We start from the raw sequence: 20,706 nt of genomic DNA, 5'->3' as shown, positions 1-20,706 counted from the left end.
TCCAGGTTGCAGCAGTGGCCGGGTCCGGCACGATTCTATCGCCGCATGCCCCAGCTCTGGTCTTGGCCGGTCAACGGCGCCAGGTTCCGAGGAACTCGTCGGTGGGGATTGCCGCCCCGCTACGGGATCTCCCCGTCCTGCGGGATCTTCACCTCCAGGACAGCGGCAGCCTCCGCGCGGTAACGTACCTCGTCGAACCCGGCGACGAGCAGCTTCTGGGAGATATACCCCAGGGTTAGGCCAGACATGAGTTGACCGTGCCCGGCCACTGCCTCCGCGGGGATGCCATGTTCCGCGGCCCAGGCGCTCACGGTGGCATCCCGTGCCCTGCCCAGGACGGCGAACTCTGCCCGCAGTCGCCGCCCGAGAGCGTCGTCGGTGGCCGATGCCGCCGCCAGCTGGGCTAGCAAGGCCCCGATCTCGGGAGCAGCGCTGACTGCATCCATCGCGTAGGTGGCCAGAGCCGATGGTGATGCAGGGGCTCCCCGCCAGGCCTCAAGAGCCCCAGTGGGCCAGGCGATCGCTTGACGCGCGACCTCCACCACGATGTCCTCCTTTGAAGAGAAATAGTGGTAGATCGCTCCCGTCGATGTCCCGGAGGCCTTGATGAGCCGGGAGATTGACATGCCCGCCACACCGTGGGTGCGGATTAACTCCGCAGCGGCCTCAATGATGATGTCTCGGCTAGACAAATGGTCGGACACGCGTCACAGCCTAGTCGTGGTGGTGCTCGACGCGATGACGCGGAGGCTTCCGGTCGGCGCGCAAGGGCAGGAGATCCGTTCGTGCACCGTCCGGGAGACGTTCTCCTGCGGATAAAAGGTTTCGTTCCGGCGCATCGAAAAATATTGGATGCGGAGTTTCCCGTGGTCAGAGGACTTCGCGCGGTCATCTGGGAGATCGAGTGGCGTGATCGGCCCGCAAGGTGCATATCATGGGGAGGTCAACAGAATGATCGTTCTGCTTCGGCGGTGGTCATTCTGCCCTCGGTGTGATTGAGGTGGGCATGAGCGAGACGTTGTCCTTAGGACTCGATGTCGGTTCAACGACAGTCAAGGCGGTCGTCACCAACGGGCGGGAAATCGTCTTCGGTGACTACCGGCGCCACCACGCCGACGTGCGCGGTGAGTTGGCGCGGCTGCTGCGCGATGTCCAGGCTCGTTTCCCCGACGATCTAGTCAAGGTCGCTATGACCGGCTCGGGTGGGTTGGCCGTCGCCAAGATCATGGATATTCAGTTCGTTCAGGAGGTCGTTGCCTCCACCGAGGCCATCGAAAGATGGAACCCCGCAGTCGATGTGATGATCGAACTGGGCGGCGAGGATGCCAAGATCACCTACCTGCATCCCACCCCCGAACAGCGGATGAACGGCACCTGTGCAGGGGGCACCGGGGCCTTCATTGACCAGATGGCTACCTTGCTGAAGGTGGACGCATCCGGCCTTAACGACCTGGCGGCCGGATACGAGAACCTCTACCCGATCGCCTCCCGCTGCGGGGTGTTCGCCAAGACCGATGTACAACCCCTGCTCAACCAAGGAGCCCGCCACGAGGACATCGCAGCCTCGGTGTTCCAGGCCGTCGCCACTCAGACCGTCGCAGGTCTGGCCTGTGGGCGCCCGATCCGCGGCAAGGTCATCTTCCTCGGTGGTCCGCTGCACTTTTTGCCAGAACTGCGGGCCGCCTTCAAGCGGGTACTCGCCGACAACGTCACCGACTACGTGGTCCCCGACCAGGCCCAGCTTTACGTCGCCCTGGGCGCCGCCTTCTGCGCTACCGGTCCGGCTTTGTCCCTACCGCATTTGGCCTCCGCCTTGGAGGATGCCAAGGACATCGCGACGAGCACCCGCACCATGCGTCGGCTGTTTCTCGATGAGGAGGAATTCGACGAATTTATGACCCGCCATGAGGCCGAGTCGATCCCCACCAGCACTCTGGAGGGGGTCAGCGGACCGGTGTGGCTGGGCATCGACGCCGGATCGACCACCATCAAATCGGTGGTTCTCGACTCGGCGGGCACCATCGTCCACTCCACCTATGCTTCCAATGAGGGCGATCCGGTGGGGGCCGCGGTCGACATCGCCAAGCAGGTTATCGCCCAGTTGCCCGCAGGTGCCCACATCGCGAGGTCATGCGTCACCGGCTATGGAGAGGAACTGGTCAAGGCCGCGTTGCACGCCGATGAGGGGGAGATCGAGACGATGGCCCACTACCGGGCGGCGGCCAAGGTCGCGCCCGGGGTCAGCTCGATCATCGATATTGGCGGCCAGGACATGAAATTCCTGAAGATCCGCAACAATACCGTCGACTCGATCTCGGTGAATGAGGCCTGTTCGGCGGGTTGTGGTTCCTTCCTGCAGACCTTCGCGGCCACCATGAACACCAAGATCCAGGATTTCGCGAAGGCCGGGCTGGACGCGGAGAACCCTGTCGACCTGGGGTCGCGGTGCACCGTGTTCATGAACTCTTCGGTGAAGCAGGCCCAGAAAGAAGGCGCATCGATGGCCGATATTTCGGCCGGGCTGTCCTATTCGGTGGTGCGGAATGCTTTGTACAAGGTGATGAAACTGCGCGACGCCAGTGAACTGGGCGACAAGGTCGTGGTCCAGGGGGGCACCTTCCTCAACAATGCGGTGTTACGCGCTTTTGAACTCCAGACCGGGGTGAAGGTGATCCGCCCCAACATCTCCGGACTGATGGGTGCCTACGGGGCGGCGCTGACCGCCCAGCAGCACACTGATGATCCTTCCCAGGTCTCGGCGATGATGTCACGGAACCTGGAAGCCTTCGAGGTGACCAGTTCTCAGCGGGTGTGTCGACTGTGCCAGAACCACTGCAAGCTGACCATCACCAATTTCGACGACGGTTCCCGGCATGTTTCCGGGAACCGCTGTGAACGTGGTGCCTCGCTGGAGGCCAAACCCAAGAAGTCGGAAATTCCGAATCTCTACGATTACAAATACAAGCGGGTATTCGGCTACCGTCGCCTTACCGATGAAAAGGCCACCCGCGGGGAGATTGGTATCCCGCGCGCCTTGGGCATGTACGAGGATTACCCGCTGTGGTTCACGGTGCTCACATCGCTGGGTTTCAAGGTCGTCATCTCCGGGCGCTCGAACCATGAATTGTTCGAGAATGGCATGGAATCGATCGCATCCGAGAATGTCTGTTACCCCGCCAAGATTGCCCACGGGCACATCGAATGGTTACTCGATAAGGGTATCAAGACGATCTTCATGCCGTGTGTGAACTATGAGCGCCGGGAATTCGACAACGCCGATAATAATTTCAACTGCCCAATTGTCGCTTTCTACCCGCAGGTGCTGGCCAAGAACGTCGAGCGGCTGCGCACCGATCCCGGGATACGGTTCCTGGATCCCTTCGTGTCTTTGGACAATCCAGGCAAGCTGGCCGAGCGCCTAGTGGAGATCTTCGCCGACTGGAATGTGAGCCTCCCCGAGACGAAGGCCGCGGTGAAGGCTGGCTATGAGGAACTCGACAAGGTGCGCGCCGACATCAAGGCCGAGGGCGACCGCGCTGTGCAGTACATGCGCGAGCACCACATGCGTGGCATCGTGCTGGCTGGTAGGCCGTACCACATTGACCCGGAAATTAACCACGGCATTCCGGAGATGATCACGACCCTGGGTTGCGTGGTGCTCTCGGAGGATGCGCTGACCTCGGGCATGACTCATTCGAAATTGGACCGCAAGGCGCTGCGCGTGCGCGACCAATGGGTCTACCACACCAGGCTCTACGAGGCAGCTGCTCAGGTGGGAACCGAACCCGACATGAACCTGGTGCAACTGAACTCCTTCGGATGCGGGGTCGATGCCATCACCACCGACCAGGTCCAGGAGATCTTGGAACGGGTGGGCGATGTGTATACAGTGCTCAAGATCGACGAGATATCCAACCTGGGGGCCGCGAGAATCCGCCTGCGCTCGCTGCAAGCCGCCACGGCAGAACACCCGGTCCGGGCCCCTGCTGCCGAGATCGACACCACCGGCGATAACCCGGTGTTCGGTCTTGCCGAACGCAAGACCCACACCGTCTACGCCCCGCAGATGGCGCCCATCCATTTCAGGATGCTGGAACCGATCTTCCGGGCATCGGGGATGAATGTCGAGGTGCTGGAACATGCCTCGGCTGCCGACGTGGAGGTGGGGCTGAAATACGTCAACAATGACTCCTGCTATCCGGCGATCATGGTGATCGGCCAGTTGCTCAACAAGTTCCTGTCGGGGGAGGCCGATCCGGATGCCTCCACCGTCGCGATTACCCAGACTGGCGGCATGTGTCGGGCGACGAATTACGTCGGCCAGCTGAGAAAAGCCTTGAAAGATGCCGGATACCCGCAAGTACCAGTGCTCGCAGTCTCGGCCCAGGGACTGGAATCCAATCCCGGGTTCCGGATCACCCCAGGGCTGGTGGTGCGCTGTATCCAAGGGCTGGTGCTCGGTGACCTGCTGCAGAACGTGCTATTGCGGGTGCGCCCCTATGAGCGGGTGGAGGGCTCCGCGATGGAGTTGTATGCCCGGTGGGATGCCATCACCCGGGAATTCTTCAGCAATGGCGGATTCTCTCCGACGCTGAACCGTCGTGTTGGCTACACATGGATGATCAAGCAGATCGTCAAGGAGTTCGGTGGCCTTGACCTGCTCGACGTGCCGCGTCGCCCGCGGGTCGGAGTGGTCGGGGAGATCTTGGTGAAATTCCAACCCGATGCCAACAATGATGCGGTGCGGGTGATCGAGGAGGAAGGATGCGAGGCAGTGCTGCCCGGTCTCATGGCCTTCTTCCTGCAAGGCATGTACACCGCCGACTACAGGCACGACACCTTCGGGCTGGGCACCACGAAGAGTCGGCTCACCCAGAAGTCGCTGATCTGGCTCATTGAGCAGTTCGAGCGCCCGATGCGCAAGGCGTTGGCGGCCACCAACGCCAAATTCGATGTGCCGGAGAAGATCGATGCCTTGGCAGCCAAGGCCCAAGACGTGATCTCCCTTGGTACTCAGGCTGGTGAGGGATGGCTGCTCACCGGCGAGATGATCGAACTTATCGAGCACGGCACCCCGAACATCATCTGTGCCCAGCCTTTTGCCTGCCTGCCCAACCACGTGGTGGGGCGCGGTATGTTCGCGGAGATCCGTCGCCAACACCCGGAGGCAAATATCGTCTCCATCGACTACGACCCGGGCGCTTCTGAGGTGAACCAGCTCAACCGGATCAAGTTGATGGTGGCCACCGCCCACAAGATGGCCGGGACATCTGGACAGCTGGCAGATTGGAGCGATGCCGACCAGTTCGGGGTACCCTCCGGGCCCGGCAGCCCGAAGATGCTGCCGCTGACCCCGGTGGGAGCCGGTGCGAACCCTGCAGGGTCCAGGGGCTGCTGTGGGGGAGGCTGTGGCAACAGCCACTGAGGATGTCCCCGTGACCGGTGCGGTCACGGGCGTCTCCCCAGCGGTGAGAGGACTTTGAATCCGCTGCGATACAGTGCTGTATCCGATAGATTGACGGCAAACGGAAGGTGCTCGGTTGCCGGGATCTCCTGATGCGGATCAGATATGTGCCTTCTGTCACTGTGCCTGATCGGCGGTCAATGGTGACCGTCGCGGTTTTAAAGGGAGAGATTGAAATGGATGATGGCGCGCGAAGACTCGAATTCCATGGGGGTAGGGCGATGTCGTTACTGCCCTTCGGTGTTTTCATCGCCCTGATTTTTCTGACGACATTCGTGTGGCGCTCGATCTCAGACGGGGCGTTGTGGGTGCCGGCTTTCGTGGCGATTTTGGTGCCCTTTTTCTTGGCGAAGGATAAAAAGCACTATTCGGAGGTCGTCATCTCGGGAATGGCGAGAAAAGAATGTCTGATCCCGGTCGTGTGCTGGATTTTCGCGGGGGTCTTCTCCCGGGTGCTGCGAGAATCCGGCCTGGCTTCCGGAATTGCCGGTGTCGCGTCGGGAGTGGGTGTTGGTCCCACCCTGTTCCTGGTGATCACCTTCCTGGCATCTGCGGTCTTCGCCACGGCATCGGGCACCGGATTTGGTACCATCGCCGCAGGTATGGGGGTGCTCTATCCAGCGGGCGTCGCACTCGGCTGCAACCACCCGCTGCTGGCCGGTGCGATCATCTCGGGGGCTGCCTTCGGTGACAACTTGGCCCCGATCTCCGACACCACCATCTGTTCGGCAACCACCCAGGGGGTCGACGTGCCGGGGGTCGTTCGATCACGCCTCAAGTACTGTGTGGCCGCTCTGGCCATTACCATTCCGGTGTTCGTCATCCTCAGCATCGTGAAAGGGGTCGATGCCAGCGCGGTGGCCCCATCGGCTCAGTACAATCCGATGACCTTGATCATGCTGGTTCCGGTGATCATCACCATATGGGTTGCGGTGAAGAAGGGGGACATCATCATCGCCACCTCGGTTGGCATCATCGTCGGATTCGTCTTCGCCATACCTGCCGGGCTGATCGATTTCGTCCATATCGACTCCGTATCAACGCTGCCAGCGGTGATCTCGGTGAGCGGGGAGGGCTTGGACCGCGTCGTGGGCGGGGTGCTGTACGACGGTCTGGTGAGCATGATCCAGGTCATCATGCTGGCCCTGCTGCTTTTTGGATCGATCAGCGTGATGCAACGCGGCGAGGGTGATCTACTGATACTGAATGGACTGGGCAAGGTGGCCAGGACAGCTTCGGGAGCCGAAGCCACCATATCGGCCATGGTCATCGTCCTGTCCGGGATCATGGGACTGAATGCGCCAGCGATTCTGACCGTCGGGGCGTCGTTCGCGAAACCGATGTCGCGAAAATACGGTATTTCGCCTTACCGTTCGGCTAACTTGATGGATGCTCAGTCGAATGTGCTGGCCTACAGCCTGCCGTGGTCCCCGGCGATGATCTATACGCTCGGTTTCGCCAAGGATTCCGGTGCGCCACTGGTGGGCACTGAGGTTATGCCGATGGTCATCTACTGCTTCGCGATGTTCGTGGTGATGGGCGTCACGATCGTGTTCAAGATCGGACGCAATGACTTCATGGACCACCTGTCGCCGGACATGCGGGCCCAATACGGAGCCGGTGAGATTCCCCCGGCCTGATGCCGCATCATGTAGCCCCGGGAAGACCACGCAGCTGGAACTACTCTCGTTCGGCGGCCTCGCTCATCGGGTGCGGACGGCACGATAGCGACACACTTCCAATGCTCCGGGAATGTCAGATTCTCTCCCGAGTGTCCTCGCCCGCCGGGGCTGCAGATCTACCAGTAGTGTGTGTCCCGTGGATGCACAGCAGCGTGTTGACATGAAACGAACGTGGCCGTGGCTGGCGGTGATCACCGTTTTTGGTGGCGTGCTGCGGATCATCGGGTTGGGAACCACACCACTGTGGCTGGACGAGTCGTACACCGCTCAGTGCTCCCAGCAGATACTGGCCGAGGGGGTGTCGGCTGCGGCAACGTGCGACCACATCTCGCCGGGATACTATCTCCTCGCCGCCTTGGCTTCCGCGGTCACTGGGAATTCTTCGGAATTCACCATGCGGTTGTTCGCCATGACGGCCGGTGTGCTGACCATTCCGGCCATGGCCCTGCTGGCCAAGCGGATGCTGGGCAATGATCGCGTGGTCGTGGCCGTCGCCCTCGCGACCGCCGGATCGCCCTTGGTGCTGCGGTACTCCCAAGAGGCCCGCGGTTACTCCCTGCTGCTGTTGCTGGGGGTCTGTTACATCATTCTCAACTGGGATCTGGCGAGGAAGGGCCCCAGCCTGTGGCGATTCGTCGGGATTGCCTTCGTCGCAGTCGGCATGATCTGGTTGCACCTGGCCGCCCTCTACTTGATGGTCGCTGCCGGTTTGTTGATGCTGTGGCAGTTGCGGATCACCGAATGGCCGCTCTGGGCCTAGGCAGGGGTGCATTTGGTGGCAGGGTTGAGCTATCTTCCCTTTGCCATCGAGACGTCCAAGGGACTGGCAGGGCTGGTGGATAATACCCTGCCTGGCAACCCCATCCCACGACTGATCTTCAACACCATGGCGATGGTCGCCGGGCTCTCCCTCGGCCCGACCACCGGGGAGGTTGGATCACTGGGTGCCAAAGCGGCCATGGCTGCCAATCTACCGGGACTCGCACTGATTGTTTCCGCACTAGTCGGCGGGCTGGTATCACTCTGGTTGTTGCGAAGGAAGGTCGAAACCACAGTGTGGTGGTGGCTGTTGGTCCTGCTCGTTGTGCCGAATCTCATGCTGATAGTCAGCGTCTTCCAAAGCCATGTGCTCATGCACTTGCGCTATGTGATCACCACTTGGCCGGTCTATGGCCTGCTGATCGGGTTCATCTGGGCGAATGCGGGACGCCGCCACGTGATTCCCTTGGTGAGCAGCCTGCTGCTCGTCGCGGTGTACGTGGTCTCGACAATCAGCTATTTCGCCGATCCCAAATACGCTCGCGAGGACATCACCCAGTTGCCCTCGGTACTTGCCGAGCAGATGGACCCCGGCGATGTGTTGTTGATCGCCAATGACAACGCCGTGGTGCCGATGCTGGTCTACGGGTTGGCGGAATGCCCGGATAACACCATCAACATGCGCAACGTGCATGCCTTCGACACCCTCAAGGCGACAGCCAGGGCCGAACCCGGCGGGGACACCTTCGTGGTTCTCTACCGGCAGTGGGAGAACGCCCCGGCTGAGACATTGAACGCCTTCTTGGACGAAACCTTGGCCAAGCCTGGGCAAACCTGGCAATGGCAGGGTGTGGAACTGCAACGCCGACCCGGACGGCTGGTGGCCGAGGACGGCGATGGGCTCGACCATGGCTGTGCATACGACAAGTGAGCCGGTGCTCGTGCGACACGAACCGCGACGGGAAGACGCTGGCTCAACCTCGTCGTAACAGGGCGGCGTAGTCGGCCACCATCCGGTCCACCGTGAACTGATCGACACGCTCGCGCCCATCGCTCTGCAATCTGCAGCGGTGCTGTACATCGGTCGCCAGCAGGTCGATGGCCTGGGTGAATTCCTCGATGTCCCCGACTGGGCAGTAGATGGCGGCAGGCCCCATCACCTCGCGATTGGCGGGGATGTCGCTGGCCACCACGGCCAGCCCGGCCGCTGCCGCTTCGATGAGCACCAGGGGCAGCCCCTCGTACTCGGAGGGGAGCAGGAAGGCTTCGGCCGCCGAGAAGCGTTCAGCCAACGCGGTCCGGTCGATGTTTCCGGCGAACTCCACGGGAGCGTCGATTTCCTGGGCCAAAGCCTCCAGCTCTTCTCGCTGTGGCCCATCTCCGCAAATCGTCAGATGTACTCGGGAGCTGGCCTGGGCACAGGCGCGGATGGCTGTGTCAACACCCTTCTCATGAACCAGCCGACAGGCGATCACCAGTGCCAAGCCGGGCTCGGCGCTGAAATCTGCCGGGGGCCGCGAGGCATCGTGGACGGGCAGGCGGGCTCCATTCTGGACGACGTGCAATCGACGCCGCACCGCACGGCCCAGCCGCATGTAGCTCTCCTTGACCGTGTGCCCACAACAGATGATGCCGGTGGTCATCGCGGTGGCACATAGCAGCTTGATCATCATCACTCGCAGCCATCCCATGGCCGTGTAGCTGCCGTGGATGACCAGCCAGCGATCATTTACCCCGGCGAGTCGGGCGGCGGTCAACGAGTAGAGCCCGTTCAATACGGTATGGGCCAGCACGGCATCCGGTCGCTGGTCGCGCAACCGGCGGATCAGCCGTAGCCAGCCGCGAATCTGGCGCACAATCCGGGGGCCGTCGCCGTCGGTCCACGACGCCAGGTCAATCAGCTCCGAATCAATGCCGTAAGCGGGCAACTCCGAGTTGAGGTCGGTGGCCACCTGCTGCATGCCGCCAGCTCTGGCGTGGGGGATGACGTGGAGAACCATGGAAGTGGGCAACGGCTTGTCCCCTATCGGCGTCGCCGAGTTCGCTTGGCCGCGAACTCGGCCATGATTGTGTCCAGATTAGCGACGGTCCGGGCGACCCGATTCTGGTCGTACTCCACAACCTGGCTTGCGGGGTCGGTCACGAAACGGTTCAGGGCCGCCTCGAAATCGGCACGGTTCTCGCACAGCGCGACCAGTTCATCGCGGGCCAGCAGTCGGGCGAAGCGCTGCTGGTGAGCGTCGACAATCTCCTCTAGACCAGGATCACGCGGTACGCAGATCGGCAGATGCCCTGCTGCCCGGGCCTCGAAGAGGCTGGCTGGACCAGCATGGGTGATGACTACCTGACAGTTGGCCATCATCTCGACCAACTCGGCCCAGGGCATGAAAGATTGGTTGCGGGCCAGCCGTGAGGGCCGCGACTGGCCATGCTGCACCAGTGTGGTGGCCCGGTACTGTGGGTGGGCCTCCAGCCAGTCGTCTAGCCAGTCGAGTAGCCTTCCGAACTGGTGGTGGTCGGTGCCGATGGTGCAGACGATGTCGGTTCTCACAGCATTGGTCCGATCAACCGGGCCCGAGGATAAACCTTGCGTTGCTCGGGCAGTTGGATACCGATATAAGGGGTCAGCCATTGGCAGATCCGACCGGTCAGGGTCGGGGTGTCGAAGCGATCAATGACCTCGATGAAGATGGCCGGGACACCGAGTAGCCGGGCCACCAGGAAGAACGGCACTGCAACACCGGCACCGGTAGACACGATGACGTCGGGGCGGCGTTGCTGCATTACCCGGATAGCCAGAAAGGTGTTGCGCAACAGATTCGGGATGCTGCGCGTCGTCGGATGGTATGCCCAGGTCACGCTCTCGTCGGCCAGTCGTGCCCTGACATCTGGCAGATCGAAGCTCACCCAGTGGCGTGGATGCTTGCACCACCAATCCCGCACACTCATCAGTTGGGCGAGATGACCCCCGCTGGAGCAGATCAACAGCAAGTTGAGTTCATCCGGTTGTGAGGATTTCATTGCTCACCTGCATCCCGGGAGCTTGCGAGCCGGTCAACCGCCACCACGATCACCTGGTCGTTGTGGAATGCCAGACGTCGTGCGGTCCGGTTGATGGCGTCTTCGGTGGCTGCTCCGACCACCGCCAGCACCACCGCGGTATCGGCCTGGCGACGTGGCTGCGTGTCGGACAAAGTGGTCGGATGGGCGAGCTCGTCTTCCAAGGTGGCTATCCACGGACGGGGTGGCACGACCTGGACTTGGGTGGGTGGTTCGGCGCCCAGCCAGTTCATCAGGCCGGTGCGCAGTACGTGGTAGCGCCGGTCGACCATAACCAAGGTTTCGGGGTAGATGTCGGTGCGTGGGGATGTCAGGTCGAGGTAGCGGGGATCGAGCAGGGGACGTTGGTTGCTCGCCCGTACCAGCATGAAGATGAGCACTAACAGCCCGAGCCCGGCGGCGCCGCCGATGATCGCCACCGCAGGGCTGATTGTCGGGGCTGGCGGATCGATCCACAGCAGGCTCGTAGTGAACTCATTTGCCGGGACCTTCGAGATGGCATCAACCACCGCAGCCACCCTCTTCTGGCTCTGGCTATCGGAGTCGGCGGTGGCCTTCACCTCGACGATGTCGCTCTGCGTTCCACCGGTGATGGTGATCGCCTGACGTAGCTTCTCGTTGGTCAACCCCGGTTCATTGAGCTTCGTGGTCGCGTTGCCCAGCACCTCGTCGGCCATCATCGCGTGAATGGTGGTCTGGAGGAAACGCTCGGGGCTGGCAGCCCGTGCGGCCAACTGCTCCTCGGCAGGCACCAACCGCAGATAGGCCGTGGAGGTGTACTGGTGCTTCGCCACGTACCAGCCTAGGCCGGCGAGCGCACCCACCAGGATGGCCGCGACTAACCAGATCATCGACCTTTTGACTACTTCCCATGCATAACCGAAGTGCATGTGCCTTCCTTTCGGAGCGCTGGCGCCTTGCAGGCCAACGCGACCAGTACGATGAACGTTGCATCAGAGAAGCCCATCACCTCGACGAGGTTGTAGGCGAGAACAAGGGGAATCAGTACTACGGGCCATAGTCTGCCCCGGGGATCGACCCGCAGTTCGCGTAGTGATCGCACCAGGAGCAGCACGATGAAGCCCCAACCCAGCACTGCGCCCACCAGACCAAGTTCGACGGCCAGTTCCAGGAATCCGTTGTGCGCGTGATAGAAGGGGACTCCGTAGTTGTAGGACCAGAAGCGGATGCTCGTCGGGTCCTCGTCGAGCCACAGCGCGTGCCACCCGAAGCCGGTGAGCGGACGCTCGGCGATGGCTCGCTGTACGGCCACCCAGATCTCGGTACGCCCGGTCAGATTCGAGGAACGCCCCAAGACAGCAAGTAGCTGGTCGGAGTTCATCGCCATCAGCCCAATCGCACTCCCCGCCAATAGCATCACACCGGTGGCCGCCAGCTTGTGCGGGCGACGGCTGCGGACCAGCCCGACGCCCAAGACGATGAGCAGGCTCCATGCCATGGTCATCAGCAGGGCCGTCGCCGAACCGGACAACCACACGCCCAGCACGCCGATACCCGCCCCCAGCCAGCAGGCGAGCCGCTGGCCTGGGCGCTCAGCGTTAATGGCCCGCACCACTGCGCTGACCGCCACCGTCGTGCAGAAGAAACCGAAATGGTTCTTGTCCGGAAAGAGCCCCTTGTAATCGGTGGAGTTGCTGCCTTCGCCGCCCTGGCCGTTGGCGGGCAAGAAAAAGGCGAACAGCATGTTGAACCCGATGAACCAGACCCCGGTACGGACGAATAATTTCAACAAATCCCAATGGTCGCGCCCGACCGAGGCCAGCATGCCCATCAGGATGAAGGCGAACTGGAAGCTGAGTTCCTGCAGGCTCTTGGCAGGGTTCACTGACCACAGCAGGGAGAGGAACATCCAGGCGGCCAGACCGAGCAGCGACAGGGGCAGCCAGATGCTGCGGGTCAGTTTGGCCCCGCGCACCACCCACAAGGCGATGAGTAGCCAGCAGATCCACCAGACGTTCTGGTTCCAGTCCATGATCGGGGTGATAGCGCTGAAGCAGAGCAGGAACGCGGCCAGGGGACCGGGAAGAACCATCTGGACCGCTGGGGTGATTGCCCGCCGCTCGGCCGGGGCAAGGGATTGGGAACTCATCGGCGGCGAATTCTCCGCATCCCCAACACGGCAGGCCGCAACCAGAAGCGCCCCAGGTCGAGTGGGCGAGCGTGTCCGGTCAATCCCACCACGCCGATCGCCAGATAGGGCAACGCACCGGCGCGCGAGCCCACGGCGGTGCGCGCCGTTTCGTTGAGCACGAAGGCCGAGAATGCTCGCGGCCCCAAGTCCTTGGCCCGGGCCAGCCCCCAGGCCAGCGAAGCTCGCCACTTGTCCCCGCTGCTCAAGGAATTGCGTCCCGTCTTGGCGTCCACTACCACCAGGGGCTCCATCACGACGAGTGGGCGAACTCCGGCCAACTGCAGGTCCAACAGCCAGTCCCATTCCTCATGGGTTGCTAGGTGCTCGGGAAACGGATGGGCCTTGGCTAGTTCGGTGGAGAGCAGGAGAGTCGGGGTGGCCAGCACTCCCTCACCAGCACTGCGGCGCACGAAGAGATATTCGGCGATCTGCTCATCCGGGCGGGGCGCCCTGGTCGGCCAGATCACCGAGTCCCGGCCATCCTCCCAGCGGCCCTGACAACTCACCACGACATGGTCGGGATCGTTGGCGCGTTCCAGTATGTCCATCTGGTGTGCGAGCTTGCCTGGTAGCCACTCGTCATCATCGTCGAGGAAGGCCAGGAAATGGCCGTGGGCGGCGTTGATGCCGGTGTTGCGGGCTGCGCCGGCCCCACGGGAAGCTTCGTGACAGATGATGCGCAACCGGTCATCTGCGAGACCTTCAAGGGAAGACACCGTTTCCGGGTCTGGGCCGTCGACCACGACGATGACCTCGCGGGGAGGTCTGGTTTGGTCTAGTGCAGAACGTACGGCATTGGTGACTGAAGCGGGACGGGAGCGAGTCGGTATAACGACGGTGACATCCACGACCCCAGACATCTGCTCCCCCCTGAAAAGTCCACGACTTCACGGTGCGTGAGATCCACATTAACTTGAGCCGCCAGGCATCACCAATCAGATGCTTCCTTCCTGATACGTGATCGCATCAACGGTACGCTAGCCGTATGGGAGACGTAGAGACGATCCCCACGGGGAACGCAGACACCGCCTCCAACAAAGGCACGGGGACGATCCTTGGCAGGGGCTGGAGCCGACGGCGGGTACTTGTCGTCGGGGCGGGGCTTTGCGCTGGAGGGGTGCTGCTTCCGAAAGCCGTCCAGATGCTGCGTGACAATGATCCCAGGCAGGGACTGTCGGTGGTTTTCGAGGATGACTTCGACGATCCGGCGAGTATCGACATCGATGGAACCAATACGCAGGCGAAGTGGTTCACCGATCTGCCTTGGCGAGAGAGCCGCACCCCTGCCGAGTGCGTCGGGGTCGCCGATTCCGTGCTGCTCCTCAACCAAGTGGAGGAAACCGGGAACTGGGCCGTTGCCAGCCGGTCCCCGTGGACTGGGCGTGGCCGGATTTTCAAGTACGGCTACTACGAGGCCCGCTTAGCATTCGAATCGGCCCCGGAGTACCCGACCGACGGTTTCCCCGCCTTCTGGTCGCTGCCGGTCGGGCAACAGAACTACACCCCGGACCGGCACTATGTGGAGATCGATTTCTTCGAGGCCATGACCGAGCCGGGCGAGCGCTACGACGGACACTTCTCCGGTGTGGTGCACGACATCCACCTGACCGAGTCTTACGAGCAGGAATACCGCTGGTTCAACCTGAACAACCGGTCCAAGAGGCCGGTGGTATTGGATGACGGCTGGCACACCTACGGTTGTTACTGGGAACCCGGGAGGTTGCGCTGGTACTTCGATGACCGATTGATGCACGAGGTTGTCTACCGGCATGACCGCACCCCCAGTTCGCCTGTGATGCGCTTCCCTACAGGAGAGAAGAACGGACCGAAGGGGCTGTTTACCGTCGCAGATGAGGTGGAGGGGGTATCGGTGATCTTGGGAACCGCTCCCGGTTGGCCGGTGCGCGTCGACTGGGTCAGAATCTGGGCATGACCCCATGCCGATCCCAGGCCGCACCTCACCGCGTGCTGCAGGAGCGACGACCATGATTCAGCCAGTCGACGAGAAGCGCTCCCGTAGGGGATTGATCGGTAAATTGTTCGGTTCGACGGTGGCTGCCCAGGCTGCAGCCCTGGTGGCCACCACAATCGCCGCAACCCGTGCAGAGCCAGCGGATTTCGCCCGCTACGCCGCGGTTTTCGCGGTCATGTCTGTGGTGGCCTCGGTCAATTCGGTTGCCGTCGAGACCCGGGTACCGGTGACCTCGGGGGTCGTTAGGGCAGCCATGATGCGGGTGGGAACCACGACGGTTCTGCTGTGCTCTGCGGTGGTGTTCGCTGGCAGTTTGCTGTTGCTGGGCAGCCATCGCGATGTGGCGGTCAATGGCATCTTCCTGGCCGCAGGAACCGCAGCGATATCCTTGGTGAGCTTGTTGATCGCGTTGGCTATCCGGTTCCACCGGCAGGATCTGTTGGCTCTGAACCGGGTGGTGCAGGGTCTCAGCAATGCAATGCTGATCTCGACCGTCATCTGGACGTCGCTGCCCGGCTACGTCGTGCTGCTGGGTTCCTTCGTTGTCTCCACGATTCTCGGCGGCCTGGCCATGATGCGCGGTCTGCCGCGGGCCGCTGCCTATCTGCGAATCGCTCGCAGGTCTGACTGGGCGGTGACCATGCGGCAGGTGGGCATGCAGCCGCTGACCAATCTGTTCGCCAATCTGGGCACCGCCCTGCCACCCATCCTGCTGCCAGTCCTCGGCACGGTGGAGATTGCCGGGGTTTGGGCGCTGGCCAGTCGATTCCTCAACGCCGTGGTCAGCATGGTGCAGTCGACCGTCGGCCCGATGTACATCGGTGACGTTGCCGGTGCGGTGCGCGGGCAGGCCCGTGACAAGGTGGCGAGAGTGCACAACGCTTGGCTACGCCGCCTTGGTCTGCTGGTCATACCGATGATCGCTGGCACGATCGCGGGTATCAACGTCATCATCCCGCTGCTGGGCTCCCAGTGGACGAATGCCGGACAGATTACGATACCGGCTTGCCTCAGCTTCACGGCCCTGCTGGTGTGGTTACCCACCTCGCAATGCCTAGTGCTGCTAGGGCGCACCAAGACGGAGTTCTGGTGGACGGCTTGCTACGTGGTGTGTACGTTGACTCCGCTGTTATCGATGACGAAGATCGGCACGGTGCCCGGCCTCACGGTGTGGTCAGTCAGTCAAGTGGCGGTGATTCTCGCTCACATTTGGTTGCAGCGGCGCGCGATCACCACCCTCAACTGGTAGAGGAGGTGTTCACGGTGATGGTGTTCCCGTCGGAGGCCATCATCGCTTCGCACACCATCACAACCTTGACGCCCTCGGCCATGGTGACCACCTGTGCACCGGGCTTGTCCAAGATGGCATCCCGGAACTGCTCGTGCTCAATGCGCAACGGTTCGGGCTTGGGAATGGCGTAGCGCACCACGTCACCCTCGGCGACGCCGCCGAACTGGGCCACATCGCCCCAAGTCTCGTAGACCTGCCCGTTGTCGTAGAAGGTCAGGTCCGAAGTGAGGGTGTCGGCGACGAACATGCCGCGCTCACCGGTGATGATCGTGCGACGCTCCTTGGTCGGGGTAAGCCAGTTCACCAGGTGGTTGCTGATCAGCCCATCGCTGAGGCGGCAGGTGGCCGAGACCATGTCCTCCACGTGGCGGCAGGATTTGGACACCGTGTGCGCGGTGACCTGCTGATAATGGCGCTGCGAGACCCATGCCGTCAGATCGATATCGTGGCTCGCCAGGTCAAGGATGACGCCCACATCCTTGATCCTTCCGGGGTAGGGACCCTGCCTGCGGGTCACGATCTGGTACATCTCGCCCAGCTGGCCTGCGGCCAGCCGGATGCGCAAATTCTGCAGCGCGGCATTGAACCGTTCGATGTGCCCGACTCCGCCGACCAGGCCATGGCTGGCGAAGGCCTGGGACAACCGCAAGGCGGCCGCAGTGTCGGTGGCCAGTGGTTTTTCGATCAGGGCATGCACATTGGCCTCGGCCAGCGCTATCCCGATCTGTTCATGGGTGTCGGTGGGGGTAGCCACCACGCAGTAGTCGACACCTGCCGCGATGACGTCGTCCACGCAATGGCCGGTGAGGCAGTCGTTCTGGTCGGCGAGCCGCTGGTCATCAGGATCGGCGACGATGACCAAGTCGACCCCATCCAAGGCCCGCAGATTGCGAGCGTGATTGCGGCCCATGGCCCCCAGCCCGATCAGACCGGCACGCAGGTTCGCCATTACGCACCCGCTTTCGCGAGTCGGTTCACCGCTGTCGCGATCTTTTCCAGATCGGCCTGGGACAGCGAAGGATGAACCGGAAGGGAGAGCACCTGGGCCGCGGCCCGCTCGGCCTCGGGCAGATCCAGGCTGAGGGCGAAGGAATCCAGTCGGTGGCATGGTGTCGGGTAGTAGACCCCACAGCCCACGCCATACTCGTTGCGCAAAGCCTCGGCGAAACTGTCGCGATCCTCCGGAACCCGGATGGTGTACTGATGGTAGACGTGAGTAGCGCCTGCGGCCACCGGCGGTGTGATCACACCGCTTAGTTCGGAATCCAGGAAGGCTGCGTTGGCCTGCCGGATGGCGGTCCAGGTGGGAAGCTGGGTCAGCTGAGCGCGACCGATGGCTGCGTGGATGTCGGTCATCCGATTGTTGTACCCGACGATCTTATTCGCGTACTGCCTAGCCATTCCCTGGTTGCGTAGCAACCGCACACGCTCCAACAGATTCTCGTCGGCGCTGGTCACCATGCCGCCTTCACCGGAGGTCATGTTTTTGGTGGGATACAGGGAGAAGGCCGCGAAACCTCCGAGGGTACCGGTGTTGTGGCCCTGCCAACTGGCCAGGTGTGCCTGGGCGGCATCCTCGTGGAGGGCTAGGCCGTGCCTGGCGGCCAGGGACTGCAGCGCGGTGGCGTTACAGGGGTGGCCGAACAGGTGCACCGGCATGATCGCTCGGGTCCGCTCGGTGATCGCGGCTTCCGCAGCCTCGGGTGACATGGTGAAGTACTCGGGCTCGATGTCCACGAAGACCGGCACTGCTCCGGTCAGGGCGACGGCATTCGCCGTGGCTGCGAAGGTGAATGAGGGCACGAGCACTTCGTCCCCGTCGCCGATGCCCGTGGCGAGTAACCCCAGGTGCAGAGCCGAAGTCCCCGAGTTCACCGCCACCGCGGAACAACCTGGGGTCACCTCCCGGGCGAACTCCTCCTCGAAGCCCGCGACTTCGGTTCCTTGGGCGAGGGCCCCGGATGAGAGAACCGCATCCACGGCGGCTCGTTCGGCATCGCCGATGATCGGCTTGGCGATTGGAATCATGATCCTGCTTGCTCCTGCACGGTGTCGGGACCCACCAAGGTCTCATTGGTTTCTCGATATGTCTCTCCACTGACCGGGTCACGCCATACGCCACCCGATTCGGCGACCAGCAGATCGCCTCCCCGCCCGACCCAGCCGATCCGGCGGGCCGGGACCCCGGCAACCAGCGCGTGATCAGGTACGTCGTGGGTTACCACCGCGCCGGCAGCCACCATCGCCCACCGGCCAACGACCACCGGTGCTACGCAGGTGGCATGAGCGCCGATAGAACAGCCCTGCTTGAGGGTAACACCCACTGCTTCCCAGTCACTGGCAGATTTCTGAGTGCCGTCGGGGTTGACCGCGCGGGGGTTGTGGTCGTTGGTTAGCACCGCGGCCGGGCCGACGAATACTCCCTCGGCGAGGGCTGCCGGTTCATAGACCAACGCATGGTTCTGGATCTTGCAGTTGTCGCCTACCCGGACACCGGTGCCCACATAGGCGCCGCGTCCGACGATGACGTTTTGCCCCAGCACTGCCTGCTCGCGCACCTGTGCCAGGTGCCAGATTTTTGACCCGGTTCCTATTGCGGCTTCGGCTGATACATCGGCGCTGGGATGGATGGCTGGTTCCTGGGCTGACATGACTCCCCCATACAGGTCGTGACCCGATTTCTAATCAACATTAGATTTTATGGCCAATCGGCGTGTTGCGACCCTCTCAGGGGTTAGATTCTCCCCGTTCGGGGTCACGGGGGAGTTTCGGGGGAGAATGTCACTGGAGAGAGGTGTTACATGGATTTCCCTCCGGGGAGGGGGCAACCGGTCGTTTCCGGCGGTTTGCACGCACACACTGTGAAGGACAGGTACCTGTTGGGAGCGGTGCTCACGCTGGTGGACCTGGCTGCGATGTTTCTTGCAATGTTCCTCGCGCTGCTGTTGCGAGAGTCTGTGCCGTTGCCCTGGCCTGCGGGTGGAACCGTGCTGCGCTGGCCGTACATCGTGGCGATCCCGCTGGCATGGTGGCTGTGTCTGTACCTCTTCGAGGGCTACTCCGAGAAATGGCATGGTGCCGGTGCGACGGAGTACAACCGGGTGCTGATGGGAAGTTTCACCTGCATCGGGGCGCTGGGGGTGGGCCTTTACCTGACCAGTTCGACCCTTTCCAGGGGCTTCTACTGCTGGTTGGCGGTCGTTGGGATCTCGGCGTTGCTCATCGGGCGCTATACGGTGCGCCGGGTGATTAACCGTGCTAAGGCCCAGGGCCGGTTCGCGACGAGCACCATCGTCGTCGGTGGAGCCGGTCACGTCGCAGCACTGCTTCAGGTGCTCGTCCGGGAGGAGTGGCTGGGCTACCGGGTTGATGGCCTGCTGATACCCGACGAGGATCCCGACCCCAGCGAGGGCCAGATCCCGATCTTGGGCGCACCCGAGGATGTCATGCGGATGCTTCGGCGAACTGGCGCTGACGCAGTCATGTTCACCGACGGCTCTTTCAGTCAGCCCTCGGATTTTAGCGAGCTGGCCAGGCAGATCGAGGATTTGGACGCTCAGATCATCTTCATGCCCGCGGTTACCGACGTTTCTGCTTCCCGGTTGATGACTCGACCAGTGGCTGGGCTGCCCCTGGTACATGTGCAACGACCGGCTGCAGCCCGGGCCACCGCATGGTCGAAGAGACTTTTCGACATCGTTGGCAGCCTGATCGCCCTGGTGGTGGCCACCCCGATCCTGTTGATCGCGGCCCTGCTGGTGAGGCTGACCGATCCCGGCCCGGTGCTCTACCGTCAGCAGCGCATTGGGATCGATGGCGAACCATTCACCCTATACAAACTGCGCAGTATGAAGGTCAACGCCGATCGGCTCAAGGCCAAGCTGGCCGATCACAGCGATGGGAACGGCGTGATGTTCAAGATGGCCCGCGATCCACGGATCACCCCGGTAGGCCGGTTTCTGCGGCGCTATTCGATAGACGAGCTACCGCAGCTGCTCAACGTGCTGAAGGGCGATATGAGCCTCGTCGGCCCCCGCCCGGCCCTGCCCGACGAGGTGGACCAGTATGACGAACACGTCAAGCGTCGGCTCGCGGTGCGGCCCGGGCTCAGCGGACTGTGGCAGGTCTCGGGACGCTCGGATTTGTCCTGGGGGGAGACCGTGCGGCTGGATCTGTATTACGTCGACAACTGGTCGATGATGCAGGACCTGAGCATCCTGGCACGCACTGTCAGCGCGGTGCTGCGCCCGCAGGGGGCCTATTGAGGTCCTCACGGCATCCGGCCACCACAAACACAAACCCGGCCAGCGGGATCCGCGATGCTGG

General features: G+C 62.5%; 17 protein-coding genes. 7 read left to right on the top strand and 10 right to left on the bottom strand.

The genetic code is table 11. The annotated features are described in order from the left end of the window. Nucleotides 1–119: 119 nt before the first annotated feature. Nucleotides 120–704, bottom strand: coding sequence for a TetR/AcrR family transcriptional regulator (locus HMPREF1531_RS03150; RefSeq protein WP_016668452.1), 585 nt, complete (start codon nucleotides 702–704; stop codon nucleotides 120–122). Between the two features lie 302 nt (nucleotides 705–1,006). Here HMPREF1531_RS03150 and HMPREF1531_RS03140 point away from each other — a divergent pair, with 302 nt between their 5' ends. The 4 genes from HMPREF1531_RS03140 (at nucleotide 1,007) to HMPREF1531_RS03125 (ending at nucleotide 8,836) form a co-directional block, all read left to right on the top strand. Continuing rightward, nucleotides 1,007–5,425, top strand: a complete 4,419-nt coding sequence (locus HMPREF1531_RS03140; protein ID WP_016668451.1) for a 2-hydroxyacyl-CoA dehydratase — start codon at nucleotides 1,007–1,009, stop codon at nucleotides 5,423–5,425. Between the two features lie 215 nt (nucleotides 5,426–5,640). Further along, a complete protein-coding gene (locus HMPREF1531_RS03135; RefSeq protein ID WP_051123319.1) occupies nucleotides 5,641–7,104 on the top strand; it encodes a Na+/H+ antiporter NhaC family protein in 1,464 nt (487 codons plus the stop codon). A gap of 202 nt (nucleotides 7,105–7,306) precedes the next feature. Further along, nucleotides 7,307–7,906: a glycosyltransferase family 39 protein gene (locus HMPREF1531_RS03130; RefSeq protein WP_016668449.1), complete on the top strand. Its 600-nt coding sequence runs from the start codon at nucleotides 7,307–7,309 to the stop codon at nucleotides 7,904–7,906. A gap of 15 nt (nucleotides 7,907–7,921) precedes the next feature. After that, nucleotides 7,922–8,836, top strand: coding sequence for a hypothetical protein (locus HMPREF1531_RS03125; RefSeq protein ID WP_156860152.1), 915 nt, complete (start codon nucleotides 7,922–7,924; stop codon nucleotides 8,834–8,836). A gap of 43 nt (nucleotides 8,837–8,879) precedes the next feature. On the opposite strand, the gene HMPREF1531_RS12745 is transcribed toward HMPREF1531_RS03125, so the two are convergent. Genes HMPREF1531_RS12745 through HMPREF1531_RS03095 form a run of 6 tightly spaced genes read right to left on the bottom strand, consistent with a single transcriptional unit; the run spans nucleotide 8,880 to nucleotide 13,977 of the window. Further along, entirely contained in the window at nucleotides 8,880–9,905 is a 1,026-nt protein-coding gene (locus HMPREF1531_RS12745; RefSeq protein WP_084669251.1) for a glycosyltransferase family 4 protein, read from the bottom strand. A 23-nt stretch (nucleotides 9,906–9,928) separates the two neighbouring features. Further along, the gene (locus tag HMPREF1531_RS03115; protein WP_016668446.1) at nucleotides 9,929–10,456 is read right to left on the bottom strand and encodes a glycosyltransferase; all 528 of its coding nucleotides are present in this window, start codon (nucleotides 10,454–10,456) and stop codon (nucleotides 9,929–9,931) included. Continuing rightward, complete coding sequence (locus HMPREF1531_RS03110) at nucleotides 10,453–10,926, bottom strand: hypothetical protein (protein ID WP_016668445.1); 474 nt, start codon at nucleotides 10,924–10,926, stop codon at nucleotides 10,453–10,455. Before HMPREF1531_RS03110 ends, HMPREF1531_RS03115 begins: the two co-directional genes overlap by 4 nt. Then, a complete protein-coding gene (locus HMPREF1531_RS03105) occupies nucleotides 10,923–11,816 on the bottom strand; it encodes a hypothetical protein (protein ID WP_198010975.1) in 894 nt (297 codons plus the stop codon). The genes HMPREF1531_RS03110 and HMPREF1531_RS03105 overlap by 4 nt, the downstream gene beginning before the upstream one ends. Before the next feature lie 11 nt (nucleotides 11,817–11,827). Beyond that, nucleotides 11,828–13,075, bottom strand: coding sequence for an O-antigen ligase family protein (locus HMPREF1531_RS12740; protein ID WP_016668443.1), 1,248 nt, complete (start codon nucleotides 13,073–13,075; stop codon nucleotides 11,828–11,830). Further along, the gene (locus HMPREF1531_RS03095) at nucleotides 13,072–13,977 is read right to left on the bottom strand and encodes a glycosyltransferase family 2 protein (protein WP_016668442.1); all 906 of its coding nucleotides are present in this window, start codon (nucleotides 13,975–13,977) and stop codon (nucleotides 13,072–13,074) included. The genes HMPREF1531_RS12740 and HMPREF1531_RS03095 overlap by 4 nt, the downstream gene beginning before the upstream one ends. Nucleotides 13,978–14,102: 125 nt before the next feature. Here HMPREF1531_RS03095 and HMPREF1531_RS03090 point away from each other — a divergent pair, with 125 nt between their 5' ends. Next, the gene (locus HMPREF1531_RS03090; protein WP_016668441.1) at nucleotides 14,103–15,050 is read left to right on the top strand and encodes a glycoside hydrolase family 16 protein; all 948 of its coding nucleotides are present in this window, start codon (nucleotides 14,103–14,105) and stop codon (nucleotides 15,048–15,050) included. 52 nt (nucleotides 15,051–15,102) lie between these two features. Beyond that, nucleotides 15,103–16,338 carry a lipopolysaccharide biosynthesis protein gene (locus tag HMPREF1531_RS03085; protein WP_016668440.1) on the top strand — a complete coding sequence of 412 codons (1,236 nt, stop codon included), beginning with the start codon at nucleotides 15,103–15,105 and terminating at the stop codon, nucleotides 16,336–16,338. Here the strand turns inward: HMPREF1531_RS03085 and HMPREF1531_RS03080 are convergent. From HMPREF1531_RS03080 to HMPREF1531_RS03070, 3 genes are read right to left on the bottom strand one after another with little or no spacing between them, the layout of a single operon-like run. Further along, nucleotides 16,328–17,329 (bottom strand): Gfo/Idh/MocA family protein, encoded by a 1,002-nt coding sequence (locus HMPREF1531_RS03080; RefSeq protein ID WP_016668439.1) that lies wholly within the window; start codon nucleotides 17,327–17,329, stop codon nucleotides 16,328–16,330. The two genes, HMPREF1531_RS03085 and HMPREF1531_RS03080, sit on opposite strands and share 11 nt — an antisense overlap. Then, nucleotides 17,329–18,408, bottom strand: coding sequence for a DegT/DnrJ/EryC1/StrS family aminotransferase (locus HMPREF1531_RS03075; protein ID WP_016668438.1), 1,080 nt, complete (start codon nucleotides 18,406–18,408; stop codon nucleotides 17,329–17,331). The genes HMPREF1531_RS03080 and HMPREF1531_RS03075 overlap by 1 nt, the downstream gene beginning before the upstream one ends. Continuing rightward, on the bottom strand, nucleotides 18,405–19,031 hold the full coding sequence (locus tag HMPREF1531_RS03070; protein WP_016668437.1) for an acyltransferase: 627 nt from the start codon (nucleotides 19,029–19,031) through the stop codon (nucleotides 18,405–18,407). The genes HMPREF1531_RS03075 and HMPREF1531_RS03070 overlap by 4 nt, the downstream gene beginning before the upstream one ends. Nucleotides 19,032–19,241: 210 nt before the next feature. Here HMPREF1531_RS03070 and HMPREF1531_RS03065 point away from each other — a divergent pair, with 210 nt between their 5' ends. Next, the gene (locus tag HMPREF1531_RS03065) at nucleotides 19,242–20,645 is read left to right on the top strand and encodes a sugar transferase (protein ID WP_036898155.1); all 1,404 of its coding nucleotides are present in this window, start codon (nucleotides 19,242–19,244) and stop codon (nucleotides 20,643–20,645) included. Nucleotides 20,646–20,706: the final 61 nt, after the last annotated feature.

The sequence above is a fragment of the Propionibacterium sp. oral taxon 192 str. F0372 genome (genome assembly GCF_000413315.1).
Classification (GTDB): Bacteria; Actinomycetota; Actinomycetes; order Propionibacteriales; family Propionibacteriaceae; genus Brooklawnia.
The sequence above is the reverse complement of the archived record's forward strand: the minus strand, read 5'-3'. Positions and strand labels throughout refer to the sequence as shown.

Bases quoted from the DNA above. Each gene is read 5' to 3' on its own strand.
- HMPREF1531_RS03140 (WP_016668451.1), top strand. From the start codon at position 1,007: ATGAGCGAGACGTTGTCCTTAGGACTCGATGTCGGTTCAACGACAGTC.
- HMPREF1531_RS03135 (WP_051123319.1), top strand. From the start codon at position 5,641: ATGGATGATGGCGCGCGAAGACTCGAATTCCATGGGGGTAGGGCGATG.
- HMPREF1531_RS03130 (WP_016668449.1), top strand. From the start codon at position 7,307: ATGAAACGAACGTGGCCGTGGCTGGCGGTGATCACCGTTTTTGGTGGC.
- HMPREF1531_RS12745 (WP_084669251.1), bottom strand. From the start codon at position 9,905: ATGGTTCTCCACGTCATCCCCCACGCCAGAGCTGGCGGCATGCAGCAG.
- HMPREF1531_RS03110 (WP_016668445.1), bottom strand. From the start codon at position 10,926: ATGAAATCCTCACAACCGGATGAACTCAACTTGCTGTTGATCTGCTCC.
- HMPREF1531_RS03105 (WP_198010975.1), bottom strand. From the start codon at position 11,816: ATGATCTGGTTAGTCGCGGCCATCCTGGTGGGTGCGCTCGCCGGCCTA.
- HMPREF1531_RS12740 (WP_016668443.1), bottom strand. From the start codon at position 13,075: ATGAGTTCCCAATCCCTTGCCCCGGCCGAGCGGCGGGCAATCACCCCA.
- HMPREF1531_RS03095 (WP_016668442.1), bottom strand. From the start codon at position 13,977: ATGTCTGGGGTCGTGGATGTCACCGTCGTTATACCGACTCGCTCCCGT.
- HMPREF1531_RS03090 (WP_016668441.1), top strand. From the start codon at position 14,103: ATGGGAGACGTAGAGACGATCCCCACGGGGAACGCAGACACCGCCTCC.
- HMPREF1531_RS03085 (WP_016668440.1), top strand. From the start codon at position 15,103: ATGATTCAGCCAGTCGACGAGAAGCGCTCCCGTAGGGGATTGATCGGT.
- HMPREF1531_RS03080 (WP_016668439.1), bottom strand. From the start codon at position 17,329: ATGGCGAACCTGCGTGCCGGTCTGATCGGGCTGGGGGCCATGGGCCGC.
- HMPREF1531_RS03075 (WP_016668438.1), bottom strand. From the start codon at position 18,408: ATGATTCCAATCGCCAAGCCGATCATCGGCGATGCCGAACGAGCCGCC.
- HMPREF1531_RS03070 (WP_016668437.1), bottom strand. From the start codon at position 19,031: ATGTCAGCCCAGGAACCAGCCATCCATCCCAGCGCCGATGTATCAGCC.